Raw genomic sequence first — 13,802 nt, forward strand, 5'->3', positions numbered from 1 at the left:
CGCCGGACAAAGTCCTAGTATTTTTGTCAGGAAAGCATCCGGCGGCACGGGGTTTGCCACCGGACCTGTCGATCAGAGGTTCTGGTAGCGATTCATGTCCAGCACACCGCTTTCCACGGGCTCCGTCTCCTGGATGGACTGGCTCAGGTCATGGAAGTAGTACCAGAACTGCGGGTGGCTGCGGCGAATCCCCCAGCGCTCGACAATCCGCTCGAACGCCGGCGCGTCTTGGACGCCTTGCATGGCTTCGACGAACGCCGGCACTTGCCCGGCCGGAATGTTGAACAGGAAGTTCGGATAGCTGCTGAGCACGCCCGGGTAGACCGTCAGCGTGTCCAGCCCCGGTTGGTAGCGCCGTTCCTCCCCCAGCAGGAACGCCACGTTGCTGTGGGCGCGGTTGCGCAGCAGGCTGTAGACCTCACGCCGACCGCCAACGGTTTCGACGCGCAGCATCGTCGCTTCCGGCAGTTGGTCGATCACCTTGAGCCCCGCCGCCGGGCGCGACACCAGCCGACTGAGGGCCTGCTCGGCGTTTTGCAGCGTCGGGTCGATGTTCGGGCGCGAGCAGTAGGCCCCGTCGCAGCGGTTGAGCGGATCGGGGCGCGCGTTCAGCTCGCCATAGCGGGCTAGCAATTGCTGGGCGAAATCGCGCTTGGGGTCGTGCTCGTCAAGCTTGAGGGCCGTCGGCTTGTCATTGTCGATGGCCTCGTAATCGAGCCACATCTTGACTTTGCCACCGTCCTGGTACCAGTCGTCCAAGTACTCTTCGCGGGAGTCAGCGGGCATCAGGCGCAGGAAGTTCTGTTCCGCGCCATTGCGGATCAAGTCGAAATACAACCGGGTCTGGGCCTGGTGGGACACGTTGCCGAACACGTCGAAATTCACCGCCAACTGATAGTAGGTACGCTCCAGCAACGGGAAGTCGAACAGCCACATTGTCTGCGGTACCTCGCCGATCAGCCCCTTGGTGACCGAAGCACTGTCGAAATGCCGGAAAATGCTCAGCAGCGCGTTGTCGTTGCCGGCCCACAGCGTCGACCAGCTCGGTGCCGGCAGCTCGGCATAGTTGTCGCGGCGCAAGGCTTCGTATTCGTTACGTTTGTCCCGATAGTCGAGCCACAGGCTGACGACACTGCCCACGTCATCGTTCTGCCCCGGCATCGCCAATAGCGGCGTGGCCTGGCCGCGATAGTTCGGGTCGGTGATGTACAGGTCGTGCTCGGGGGCCTGGAACAGCGCCCAGAAATTGTCGCGGATCACATCCGTGGCGATCTGGCCACGGCACACCGGCCCGCGAATGAACGTGCGCACGAAGTACTCGGCGTTATCGAGCATGAACTGGTAGCGGGCCTGGGCCGGGATCGCTTCGAAGGTGGAAAACGGATTGGCCCGGCGCTCCGGCCCATAACCCGGCAGCGCGCTGACCTGCCAGTTGCCGCTGTAGAACAGGCTCTTGATGCGCGCCATTTTCGCCGCGCTCAAGCCGTAGGTGATGTGGGTCTTGTGCACGATCACCCCCTGTACCGGCCAGAGCCGGTAATAAATGCGGGTACCAGGGTCGTCGTTGGGACGGCGGGTGTTGATCAGGTCGATCGGCTGGCCCGTGGGCGTGCGCGAACGCACCCACTGGAAGAAATGCCCCGGCTCGCCGCCCTTGAAATAGATGTGCGCCAGGAACCAGTGTTCGAACAACCAGCGGCCCACCAGGCTTTCCCGGGCGCCCGGGGCATTGAGCAGGTTTTCCCATTGCACCACTTGCAAGGCTTCGGCGGCGCTTGGGGCCAGGGCCTGCTGATCGATGGGCGCGCCTGCGGCCAACCAGCGCTGCAGGGTCTGGTATTGCTGGTCAGTCAGGCCGGTGACGGCCAGGGGCATGCCTTCCTTGGGATGGGCACCGGCGTATTCGTCGAATTGACCCGGCATCGCGCAACTGTTGTCGCGGTTGAGGCCCAGGATGATCTCTTCCGGCAGCTTGGCGTTAGGCTGCAACGGCGTGCGATGGCCCAACTCCAGCATGCGCGCCATCAACGCAGCCTGGCTGCCCTGGGCGTCGAGCACTGAATAGAAACCCTTGCGTTGCCAGGCGCGCGGGCCGGAGGCGTCATAGAACAAGCGGGTCGGGTCGGCCGCCTGGCGCCGCTCGCCGTCATACACCGACAGCTTGCTCGCCCCCCGCGCCGCGCCCTCGCCGCTGCCCAGGTTCAACTGGCAGGCGGAGTCGTAGCAGGCATGGCAGGCCACGCATTTTTCCGTGAAGATCGGCTGGATATCACGAGTGTAGGAGATCGCGGAAGCGGGATTCCCGGCGGCTGCGGTAAAAGACAACAGCAGCAGACTGCCGAATAAGACGCGGTACGGCATGTCTCGGGTCCCTAAGAGATAATCCGGCGATTCTACCGGGCCAGCATCGCCTTGCAAACATGAGCGATATTCATGCAAAAGCCGTCATGATCAAATCCTGCACAGGTTTGCTATCATCCCGGCCTTCGTAATGGTCTTTTTTCCAGGTAGTCCTATGTCTGATCGCAGCGCTCGCCTTTATCTTCTCCAGCAAGCCCTCAAGGAACGCATCCTGATCCTCGACGGCGGCATGGGCACGATGATCCAGAGCTACAAGCTGGAAGAACAGGACTACCGCGGCAAGCGTTTTGCCGACTGGCCGAGCGACGTCAAGGGCAACAACGATTTGCTCGTGCTCAGCCGCCCCGACGTGATCGGCGCCATTGAAAAAGCCTACCTGGATGCCGGCGCCGACATCCTCGAAACCAACACCTTCAACGCCACCCAGGTGTCCCAGGCCGACTACGGCATGCAGGGCCTGGCCTACGAGCTGAACCTGGAAGGCGCGCGCCTGGCCCGTAAGGTGGCCGACGCCAAGACCCTGGAAACCCCGGACAAGCCGCGCTTCGTCGCCGGCGTGCTCGGCCCGACCAGCCGCACCTGCTCGCTGTCGCCAGACGTGAACAACCCTGGCTACCGCAACGTGACCTTCGATGAACTGGTGGAAAACTACACCGAGGCCACCAAGGGCCTGATCGAAGGCGGCGCCGACCTGATCCTCATCGAAACCATCTTCGACACGCTGAACGCGAAAGCGGCGATCTTTGCCGTGCAAGGCGTCTACGAAGAACTGGACGTCGAACTGCCGATCATGATCTCCGGCACCATCACCGACGCCTCCGGCCGCACCCTCTCCGGCCAGACCACCGAAGCCTTCTGGAACTCGGTGGCCCACGCCAAGCCCATTTCCGTCGGCCTGAACTGCGCCCTCGGCGCCAGCGAACTGCGCCCGTACCTGGAAGAGCTGTCGAACAAGGCCAGCACCCACGTATCGGCCCACCCCAACGCAGGCCTGCCCAACGAATTCGGGGAATACGACGAACTGCCAGCCGAGACGGCCAAGGTCATCGAAGAGTTTGCCCAGAGCGGTTTCCTGAACATCGTCGGCGGCTGCTGCGGCACCACCCCGGCGCACATCGAAGCCATCGCCAAGGCCGTGGCCGGCTATGCGCCGCGACAGATTCCGGAGATTCCCCGGGCCTGCCGCCTGTCGGGCCTGGAGCCGTTCACCATCGACCGCAGCTCGCTATTCGTCAACGTCGGCGAGCGGACCAACATCACCGGTTCCGCCAAGTTCGCCCGGCTGATCCGCGAGGACAACTACACCGAAGCCCTGGAAGTGGCCCTGCAACAGGTCGAGGCCGGCGCCCAGGTGATCGACATCAACATGGACGAGGGCATGCTCGATTCGAAGAAGGCCATGGTGACCTTCCTCAATCTGATTGCCGGCGAACCGGACATTTCCCGGGTGCCGATCATGATCGACTCCTCCAAGTGGGAAGTGATCGAAGCGGGCCTCAAGTGCATCCAGGGCAAGGGCATCGTCAATTCCATCAGCATGAAGGAAGGCGTCGAGCAGTTCATCCACCACGCCAAGCTGTGCAAGCGCTACGGCGCCGCGGTGGTGGTGATGGCCTTCGACGAAGCCGGCCAGGCCGATACCGAGGCGCGCAAGAAGGAAATCTGCAAGCGCTCCTACGACATCCTGGTCAATGAAGTCGGCTTCCCGCCGGAAGACATCATCTTCGACCCGAACATCTTCGCCGTTGCCACCGGTATCGAAGAGCACAACAACTATGCCGTGGACTTCATCAACGCCTGCGCCTACATCCGCGACGAACTGCCCTACGCACTGACCTCCGGCGGCGTGTCCAACGTGTCGTTCTCGTTCCGCGGCAACAACCCGGTGCGCGAGGCGATTCACTCGGTATTCTTGCTGTATGCGATCCGTGCGGGCCTGACCATGGGCATCGTCAACGCCGGCCAACTGGAGATCTACGACCAGATCCCGGTGGAGCTGCGCGACGCCGTGGAAGACGTGATCCTCAACCGTACACCCGAGGGCACCGACGCCCTGCTCGCCATCGCCGACAAGTACAAGGGTGACGGCAGCGTCAAGGAAGCGGAAACCGAAGAATGGCGCGGCTGGGAAGTGAACAAGCGCCTGAAGCACGCGCTGGTCAAGGGCATCACCACCCACATCGTCGAAGACACCGAGGAATCGCGGCTGTCGTTCGCCCGGCCGATCGAGGTGATCGAAGGCCCGCTGATGGCCGGCATGAACATCGTCGGCGACCTGTTTGGCGCTGGCAAAATGTTCCTGCCCCAAGTGGTCAAGTCTGCCCGTGTCATGAAGCAGGCCGTGGCGCACCTGATCCCGTTCATCGAGGCGGAAAAAGGCGACAAGCCGGAGGCGAAGGGCAAGATCCTCATGGCGACGGTCAAGGGCGACGTCCACGACATCGGCAAGAACATCGTCGGCGTCGTGTTGGGTTGCAACGGCTATGACATCGTCGACCTGGGCGTGATGGTGCCGGCGGAGAAGATCCTGCAGGTGGCCAAGGAACAGAAGTGCGACATCATCGGCCTGTCCGGCCTGATCACCCCGTCCCTGGATGAGATGGTGCACGTGGCGCGGGAGATGCAGCGCCAGGATTTCCATCTGCCGTTGATGATTGGCGGTGCTACGACCTCCAAGGCTCACACGGCGGTGAAGATCGAGCCCAAGTACAGCAACGATGCGGTGATCTATGTCACCGACGCTTCCCGCGCCGTGGGCGTGGCGACCCAGTTGCTGTCCAAGGAACTCAAGCCGGCGTTCGTCGAGAAAACCCGCCAGGACTACATCGACGTGCGCGAGCGCACCTCGAACCGCAGCGCCCGCACCGAACGCCTGAGCTACCCGGCGGCCGTGGCGAAGAAGCCGCAGTTCGACTGGAGCAGCTACCAGCCGGTCAAGCCGACCTTCACCGGTGCCAAGGTGCTGGACAATATCGACCTGAACGTCTTGGCCGAATACATCGACTGGACACCGTTCTTCATCTCCTGGGACCTGGCCGGCAAGTACCCACGCATCCTCACCGACGAAGTGGTCGGCGAAGCGGCCACGGCGTTGTACGCCGATGCCCGGGCGATGCTGCGCAAGCTGATCGACGAGAAACTCATCAGCGCCCGCGCCGTGTTCGGCTTCTGGCCCGCCAACCAGGTGCACGACGATGACCTGGAAGTCTATGGCGACGACGGCAAGCCACTGGCGCGCCTGCATCACCTGCGCCAGCAGATCATCAAGACCGACGGCAAGCCGAACTTCTCCCTGGCCGACTTCGTCGCGCCGAAGGACAGCGGCGTCACCGATTACGTCGGCGGCTTCATCACCACCGCCGGCATCGGCGCCGAAGAAGTCGCCAAGGCTTATCAAGAGGCCGGCGACGACTACAACTCGATCATGGTCAAGGCCCTGGCCGACCGTCTGGCCGAAGCCTGCGCCGAATGGCTGCACCAGCAGGTGCGCAAGGAACACTGGGGTTACGCCAAGGACGAAAGCCTGGACAACGAGGCGCTGATCAAGGAGCAATACACCGGCATCCGCCCTGCCCCCGGCTACCCGGCCTGCCCGGATCACACCGAGAAGGCCACGCTGTTCCGCCTGCTCGATCCTGAGGCCAGTGAAATGAAAGCCGGACGCAGCGGCGTGTTCCTCACCGAACACTACGCCATGTTCCCGGCGGCGGCGGTCAGCGGCTGGTACTTCGCCCATCCCCAGGCGCAGTACTTTGCCGTGGGCAAGATCGATAAGGACCAGGTGCAGAGCTATACGGCGCGCAAGGGCCAGGATTTGAGCGTGACTGAACGTTGGTTGGCGCCGAATCTGGGTTACGACAACTAGGACCCCTTCGCTTCACAAAGATCGCAGCCTGCGGCAGCTCCTACAGGGTTTGTGGATTCCTGTAGGTGCTGCCGCAGGCTGCGATCTTTTGTCTATGCTTGTTCCAAACCCATGGCAGACGAGGGATTTATGGACGATCCAGTCGACAACAAGCCGCCAACGCTGTTGCAGATGATGCACAGCGTGCTGGCCGCCGCTTTCGGCGTGCAGAGCGGCAAGAACCGCGCCCGGGATTTCACCCACGGCAAACCGAGTCACTTCGTGATATTGGGGATCGCTTTCACGGCGATCTTCGCCTTGACGTTGTTTGGCATCGTCAAGCTGGTGGTGCATCTGGCGGGGTTGTAGCTCTTCAACGCCACACAAAATCCTGTGGGAGCGAGCTTGCTCGCGATAGCGATTGTTCAGTCAGGCATGATGCGACTGATACACCGCTATCGCGAGCAAGCTCGCTCCCACATTGGCTACGGCGTTGACGACAAATTATTGGTGACTGACCCAGAACACTGCGGTACCCACCACCAGGATAATCAGGAACAAAATGGCCCAGGCATCAACAGTACTGTCGCTTTTCCTTGCTTTGGTCGGATTGCTCATTGCATCGCCTCTTGTCGGTTTTGTAGGTGATTGCATAGGGACTCGACCACAGTTAAGACGATGATTGCCCGTACGACAAATGTGGGTTAGGCAATAATCAGTCTCATTAGTCGATTTGGTTCTTTACATATACTCAAACATCACTTTTGCGCATAACTCAAAACAGGTATCTTGCACCGGCTCCTCTAGGAGTGCGCGGCCGTGCGCGCAGAATTGCCGAGGCAGAACCCGATTCCAGCGAGCCAACATGCAGCTGTTTCTGATCGGCCCAAGCCTGAGACCGAGACTTATATGTACGTATATGACGAGTACGATCAGCGAATCATCGAGGACCGCGTCAAGCAGTTCCGTGATCAGACCCGACGCTATCTGGCAGGCGAGCTGAGCGAAGAAGAATTCCGCCCTCTGCGCCTGCAGAATGGCCTGTATATCCAGCGCTTCGCCCCGATGCTGCGCGTGGCCGTGCCTTATGGCCAGTTGACCTCGCGCCAGGTGCGCAAGCTGGCGCAGATTGCCCGCGACTATGACAAGGGCTATGCACACATCAGTACCCGGCAGAACGTCCAGTACAACTGGCCGGCCCTGGAAGACGTGCCTGAGATCCTGGCCGAACTGGCCACCGTGCAGATGCACGCGATCCAGACCAGCGGCAACTGCCTGCGCAACGTCACCACCGACCAGTTCGCCGGTGTCGCGGCCGACGAGTTGATCGACCCGCGGCCGTGGTGCGAAATCGTTCGCCAGTGGACGACGTTCCACCCGGAATTCGCCTACCTGCCGCGCAAGTTCAAGATCGCAATCAACGGCTCGACCTCGGACCGTGCGGCCATCGAAGTCCATGACATCGGCCTGGAGACGGTCTACAACGCCGCCGGCGAGCTGGGCTTCCGTGTGCTGGTGGGCGGCGGCCTGGGGCGTACCCCGGTGGTCGGCGCGTTCATCAACGAGTTCCTGCCGTGGCAGGACCTGCTGAGCTACCTCGACGCCATCCTGCGGGTGTACAACCGCTATGGCCGTCGCGACAACAAGTACAAGGCGCGGATCAAGATCCTGGTCAAGGCCCTGACGCCGGAAGTGTTCGCCGAGAAGGTCGAAGCCGAGATGGCTCACCTGCGTGGCGGCCAGACCACCCTGACCGAAGCCGAAGTGCATCGCGTCGCCAAGCACTTCGTCGACCCGCAGTACAAGGCGCTGGCCAATCAGGACGCCGAACTGGCTGCCCTCGACAAGGAACACCCGGGTTTCGCCCGCTGGCGCACCCGCAACACCCTGGCCCACAAGAAGCCGGGTTATGTCGCGGTGACCCTGTCCCTGAAACCGACCGGCGTCGCGCCGGGCGACATCACCGACAAGCAACTGGACGCCGTCGCCGACCTGGCCGAGCGCTACAGCTTCGGCCAACTGCGCACGTCCCACGAGCAGAACATCATCCTGGCGGACGTTGAACAGAGCCAGTTGTTCACCTTGTGGGGCGAGCTGCGCGAGCAAGGTTTCGCCACGCCGAACATCGGCCTGCTGACCGACATGATCTGCTGCCCGGGCGGCGATTTCTGCTCCCTGGCCAACGCCAAGTCGATCCCTATCGCCGAATCGATCCAGCGCCGTTTCGACGACCTGGACTACCTGTTCGACATCGGCGAGCTGGACCTGAACATTTCCGGTTGCATGAACGCCTGTGGTCACCACCACGTGGGCCACATCGGCATCCTGGGCGTGGACAAGAAAGGCGAAGAGTTCTACCAGGTCTCCCTGGGCGGCAGCGGTAGCCGCGACGCCAGCCTGGGCAAGATCCTCGGCCCGTCGTTTGCCCAGGACGACATGCCTGACGTGATCGAGAAGCTGATCGACGTGTACATCGAACAACGTACCCCGGACGAGCGCTTCATCGACACTTACCAACGTATTGGCATCGACCTCTTCAAGGAACGCGTCTATGCAGCGAATCATTAAGAACAACGAGGTCATCGACGAAACCTGGCACCTGCTGCCCAAGGACGCGAGTTTCGATGGCATCTCCAACTGTGACGACCTGATCGTGCCCCTGGCCCTGTGGCGCGATCATGCCCACGCCCTCAAGGCCCGCGACGGCGGCCTGGGTGTGTGGCTGGACGCCGACGAGGAAGCCGAGGAAATCGGTGATGATGCCAACCAGTTGCAGGTCATCGCCCTGAACTTCCCGGCCTTCACCGACGGGCGCAGCTACTCCAACGCACGCCTGTTGCGTGACCGCTATGGTTTCAAGGGTGAATTGCGAGCCATTGGCGACGTACTGCGCGACCAGTTGTTCTACATGCGCCGTTGCGGTTTCGACGCCTTCGCCTTGCGCGCCGACAAAGACCCCTATGAAGCCCTCGAAAGCCTCAAGGACTTCTCGGTGACCTACCAGGCCGCCACTGACGAGCCGCTGCCGCTGTTCCGTCGGCGCTGAAACCTGATACACAAAAAAGCCCTGATCCGGGTGTGCCGGTTCAGGGCTTTTTTGTCGATGGATGATGGGGAGCAGAACCTGATCTACAGCCCACCAAGGGCCCCCTGTGGGAGCGAGCTTGCTCGCGATAGCGGTTTGCCTGGGCAGGTGATGTTGAATGTGCCGCCGTCATCGCGAGCAAGCTCGCTCCCACAGAGTTTAGTGTGAGCATCTTCTCCCGGATTACCAGAACCGCTGCTGGGTCAGGCGGCTCCACCAATTGAGCAGCATCCGATCCACCGAACCGCTGGCGGCCATGCCGATGCGTTCCTGCAGGCTTTTGCGTTCGGCGTAGTGCAGGTGGTACACCTCGGCACCCTTGGCCCGTTCGGCCAGGTATTCGTCGCTGGTTTTCAGCTCGTCCACCAAGCGCTTGTCCAGCGCCGCGACACCCAGCCAGACTTCACCTGTCGCCACTTCATCGATGGCCAATTGCGGACGATAGTTGGACACGAAGTTCTTGAACAGCTCGTGGGTGATGTCCAGGTCTTCCTGGAACTTCTCCCGGCCCTTCTCGGTATTTTCGCCAAACACCGTCAACGTGCGTTTGTATTCGCCGGCCGTCAACACTTCGAAATCGATGTCGTGTTTCTTCAGCAGACGATTGACGTTGGGCAATTGCGCGACGACGCCGATGGAACCCAGGATCGCGAAGGGCGCGCTGATGATCTTCTCGCCGATGCACGCCATCATGTAGCCGCCGCTGGCCGCGACCTTGTCGATGCAGACGGTCAGCGGCACGCCGGCCTGACGGATCCGCGCCAGTTGCGACGAAGCCAGGCCGTAGCTGTGGACCATGCCGCCGCCGCTTTCCAGGCGCAGCACCACTTCATCCTTCGGCGTCGCCAGGGTCAGCAGCGCGGTGATTTCATGACGCAGGCTCTCGGTGGCCGAGGCCTTGATGTCACCGTCGAAGTCCAGCACGAACACCCGGGGCTTGGTCGCCGGCTTGTCCTTGTTTTTCTTCCCGGCCTTTTCAGCCTTGCCTTCGGCCTTGCCTTCGGCCTTGCGCAGCGTCTTGAGCTGATCCTTGTCCAGCAGCGTCTGTTCCAGGCGCTCGCGCAGCCCCTTGTAGAAATCGTTGAGTTTGCTCACCTGCAACTGGCCGGCCGACTTGCGCCGCCCCTTGCTGCGCAGCGCAGCAAAACTGGCCAGCACCACCAGGATGGCGATCACCAGCGTCACGGTCTTGGCCAGGAAACCGGCGTATTCGATGAAAAACTCCACAGCAACTCCTTAAATGCAATGCGCCACTGAACGCAGGCGCGTAACGGCCCCAGCATACCCATGCGCCTGCGTCGCGGCCAGCCAAGAAACCTATGGTTACCTTGACGCGAGCGCGACAGGGCAAGGCTGCAACGGGCATTTCAAACAAGCGTATGTTTTTTCATTGACAGCTCACCGCCATCCCCATAACCTCGCCAAACCTTCAACGTACCGGGATGACGCGGACGTGGGCAGTATCTATCTGATTCGACATGGCCAGGCCTCCTTTGGTGCGGACGACTACGATGTCCTCTCGCCCAATGGCGTACGCCAGGCGCAAGTGCTCGGCGGCCACCTCGCCGAGCTTGGTGTCGTATTCGATCGCTGCCTCTCGGGTGACCTGCGTCGCCAACAGGATACCGCCGTCGGCGCGCTGGGCCAGATGTCTGCCGCCGGCATGCCAGTCCCCGAGCTGGAAATCGACGCCGCGTTCAACGAGTTCGATGCCGACGCGGTCATTCGTGCCCTGCTGCCCGACATGCTCCCCGAGGAGCCCGAGGCGCTGCATATCCTGCGCAACGCTGCGCAGAACCGCGCCGAGTTCCAGCGCATCTTCGTGCTGATCGTCGAGCGCTGGCTCAGCGGCCGGTATGACCCGCCAGGCCTGGAAAGCTGGCTGGGTTTCGTCGAACGGGTCCAGGCGGGCCTGCAGCGCATCCTGGAACAAGCCGACAACACCCACAAGATCGCCGTGTTCACCTCCGGCGGCACCATCACCGCCCTGCTCCACCTGATCACCCGGATACCGGCCCGACAGGCCTTCGAACTGAATTGGCAAATCGTCAACACCTCGCTCAGCCACCTGAAATTCAGGGGCCGCGAGGTGGCCCTGGCTTCCTTCAACAGCCATGCCCACCTGCAACTGTTGAAGGCCCCGGACCTCATCACCTTTCGCTGAGTCCGGATTACTGTAGACCCTTGCTGTACCACCCAAATAAGGATCGAAACCATGACCTCCGTAGCCGACGCCGTACAAGCCATGAAAGCCAAGTTCAACCCAGCCGCCGCTGCCGGCCTGGACCTGGTATTCGGTTTCCGCATCGATGAATCCAAGCATTTCTCGCTGGTCGTCAAGGACAGCACCTGCGAACTGTTGGAAGGTGAAAACCCGGACGCCCAGGTGACCCTGGTGATGGACGCCGAAACCCTGGAAGGCATCGTCGACGGCAGCACCGACGGCATGCAAGCGTTCATGGGCGGCAAGCTGCGCACCGAAGGCGATATGATGCTGGCCATGAAACTGTCCGAGCTGTTCCCGGCCTGAGATTGAGTTCGCCCTCTTCACGAACCTTTCGATTGCAAACGAATCCCGCCCCCGTGGCGGGATTCGTGTTTCTGCCCTCCCTGATTCCCACCGCACACAACCTTGATCCCTGTCAGTTCCCGCTTCACCTGCAACCGCTAACGTAACGCTTCCATCAAGGCCAGGGACGGCTCATCGGGAGCCTGCGCCTGCGCATCTCAAGGAAGAGAGATTCATGCCCCCACTGAAGATCGTTCTGCTGTCCAGCGCCTTCAACGGCCTGACCCAACGCGCCTGGCTGGACCTGCGCGAGGCTGGCTATCGCCCCAGCGTGGTGCTGTTTACCGATGCGGCCTCGGTCTGCCGGCAAATCGAAGAAAGCGGCGCCGACCTGGTGATCTGCCCGTTTCTCAAGGATCGTGTACCCAAGCAATTGTGGCGCAACCCACGGCGCCCGGTGGTGATCATCCATCCGGGCATTGTTGGTGATCGCGGTGCCAGTGCCCTGGACTGGGCGATCACCCGGCAGCCTGATCGCTGGGGCGTCACCGCCTTGCAGGCGGTGGAGGAAATGGACGCAGGCCCCATCTGGGCCACCTGCGAATTCGACCTGCCCAAGGGCCTGCGCAAATCCGAGCTGTATAACGGCCCGGTCAGCGACGCGGCCATTCATTGCATCCGCGAGGTGGTGGAAAAACACCGCGACGGTTTCGTCCCGGTGCCGCTGGACTATGGCCGCCCTGACGTGGTCGGGCGCTTGCAACCGAACATGACCCAGGACGATCGCAGCTTCAGCTGGCACGACAGCAGCGTTTTCATCCAGCGCTGCATCGACGCCGCAGACGGTCAACCCGGTGTGCTCGCCAGCCTGGCCGGCGAACAATTCTACCTGTACGACGCCCATCCGGATGTTCGCCATGGCCTGCCCGGCGAACTGTTGGCCGTGCGTGACGATGCGGTGCTGGTGGCAACAGGGGATGCAAGCCTGTGGATCGGCGCCCTGCGCCGCAAACCGCAACCCGGCGAACAGACTTTCAAACGCCCGGCGCGCCATGTCCTGTCGAACCGCCTCGAAGGCGTCCCGGTGCTCGACCGTTCCCTGGCCCGGCAGCCGTTCAGCGACGAGCCTTATCAACCTATTCGCTACCGCGAATGCGGCCATGTCGGGGAGCTGACGTTCGAGTTCTATAACGGGGCGATGAGCACGGAGCAATGCCAGCGCCTGGTGGCGGCACTGCGCTGGGCAAAATCCCGGGACACCCAGGTGCTGTTAATCCGGGGTGGACGCGGCAGCTTTTCCAACGGCGTGCACCTGAACGTGATCCAGGCCGCCGCCGAACCCGGCCTGGAAGCCTGGGCCAACATCCAGGCCATCGACGACGTCTGCCTGGAGTTGTTCAGCGCCCGGCAATTGGTGGTCAGCGGCCTGACGGGGAACGCCGGGGCCGGTGGCGTGATGCTGGCCCTGGCTGCCGATATCGTGCTGGCGCGCCACGACATCGTGCTCAATCCCCACTACGCGACCATGGGCTTGTACGGCTCCGAATACTGGACCTACAGCCTGCCCCGCGCGGTGGGTCCGGACATGGCCTGGAAACTCACCCAGGACTGCCTGCCCATCAGCGCCCTGGAAGCATTGCGCTGCGGCATGATCCAGGAGATCGGCCCGCGTTGCCCCGACGAGTTCGGCCTGTGGCTGCTGCAACGGGCCAACCGCGCACTGCTCGATCCGGCCTACGAAAGCATCCGGGTGCGCAAGGCCGAACGAAGCCTGGCGGCGATCCAGGCCTGTCGCAATGACGAACTCACACAGATGCGCCGCGACATGGTGGACGATCGCCACGGCTTCGCCGACAAGTGCCGTCGCTTCGTCTTCAAGCACAAGGCCTGCCGTACACCCGATCGCCTGGTTGCGCCTTGGGCACGGGCGGCACAGCCCCAAGCCGTCGAATAACAGCCAGCATCGAGACCATACTGCTCACTCAAGAACAACGATGCCCCCG

General features: G+C 62.1%; 9 protein-coding genes. 7 read left to right on the forward strand and 2 right to left on the reverse strand.

The window, feature by feature from the left end:
- Window positions 1–72: 72 nt before the first annotated feature.
- Complete coding sequence (locus tag ACLH0I_RS18350; RefSeq protein ID WP_411385021.1) at window positions 73–2,361, reverse strand: fatty acid cis/trans isomerase; 2,289 nt, start codon at window positions 2,359–2,361, stop codon at window positions 73–75.
- A 154-nt stretch (window positions 2,362–2,515) separates the two neighbouring features.
- On the opposite strand from ACLH0I_RS18350, the gene metH reads away from it, so the two are divergent.
- The 4 genes from metH (at window position 2,516) to ACLH0I_RS18370 (ending at window position 9,251) form a co-directional block, all read left to right on the forward strand.
- On the forward strand, window positions 2,516–6,226 hold the full coding sequence (gene metH, locus ACLH0I_RS18355; protein ID WP_411385022.1) for a methionine synthase: 3,711 nt from the start codon (window positions 2,516–2,518) through the stop codon (window positions 6,224–6,226).
- A gap of 129 nt (window positions 6,227–6,355) precedes the next feature.
- Window positions 6,356–6,574: a DUF2970 domain-containing protein gene (locus ACLH0I_RS18360; RefSeq protein ID WP_250965358.1), complete on the forward strand. Its 219-nt coding sequence runs from the start codon at window positions 6,356–6,358 to the stop codon at window positions 6,572–6,574.
- Between the two features lie 540 nt (window positions 6,575–7,114).
- Window positions 7,115–8,773, forward strand: coding sequence for a nitrite/sulfite reductase (locus ACLH0I_RS18365; RefSeq protein ID WP_186706674.1), 1,659 nt, complete (start codon window positions 7,115–7,117; stop codon window positions 8,771–8,773).
- Window positions 8,757–9,251, forward strand: coding sequence for a DUF934 domain-containing protein (locus ACLH0I_RS18370; protein WP_123413203.1), 495 nt, complete (start codon window positions 8,757–8,759; stop codon window positions 9,249–9,251). Before ACLH0I_RS18365 ends, ACLH0I_RS18370 begins: the two co-directional genes overlap by 17 nt.
- Window positions 9,252–9,473: 222 nt before the next feature.
- On the opposite strand, the gene sohB is transcribed toward ACLH0I_RS18370, so the two are convergent.
- Window positions 9,474–10,517: a protease SohB gene (sohB, locus tag ACLH0I_RS18375; protein WP_411385023.1), complete on the reverse strand. Its 1,044-nt coding sequence runs from the start codon at window positions 10,515–10,517 to the stop codon at window positions 9,474–9,476.
- Window positions 10,518–10,743: 226 nt separating this feature from the next.
- On the opposite strand from sohB, the gene ACLH0I_RS18380 reads away from it, so the two are divergent.
- The 3 genes from ACLH0I_RS18380 to ACLH0I_RS18390 all read left to right on the forward strand — a co-directional run bounded on the left by ACLH0I_RS18380 (window position 10,744) and on the right by ACLH0I_RS18390 (window position 13,753).
- Complete coding sequence (locus ACLH0I_RS18380) at window positions 10,744–11,454, forward strand: histidine phosphatase family protein (RefSeq protein ID WP_411385024.1); 711 nt, start codon at window positions 10,744–10,746, stop codon at window positions 11,452–11,454.
- A 51-nt stretch (window positions 11,455–11,505) separates the two neighbouring features.
- A complete protein-coding gene (locus ACLH0I_RS18385; protein ID WP_207961865.1) occupies window positions 11,506–11,820 on the forward strand; it encodes an SCP2 sterol-binding domain-containing protein in 315 nt (104 codons plus the stop codon).
- Between the two features lie 214 nt (window positions 11,821–12,034).
- Window positions 12,035–13,753: a hydrogenase maturation protein gene (locus ACLH0I_RS18390; protein WP_411385025.1), complete on the forward strand. Its 1,719-nt coding sequence runs from the start codon at window positions 12,035–12,037 to the stop codon at window positions 13,751–13,753.
- Window positions 13,754–13,802 lie beyond the last annotated feature (49 nt).

This window comes from Pseudomonas sp. MPB03, from assembly GCF_046605385.1.
GTDB lineage: Bacteria > Pseudomonadota > Gammaproteobacteria > Pseudomonadales > Pseudomonadaceae > Aquipseudomonas > Aquipseudomonas zanjanensis.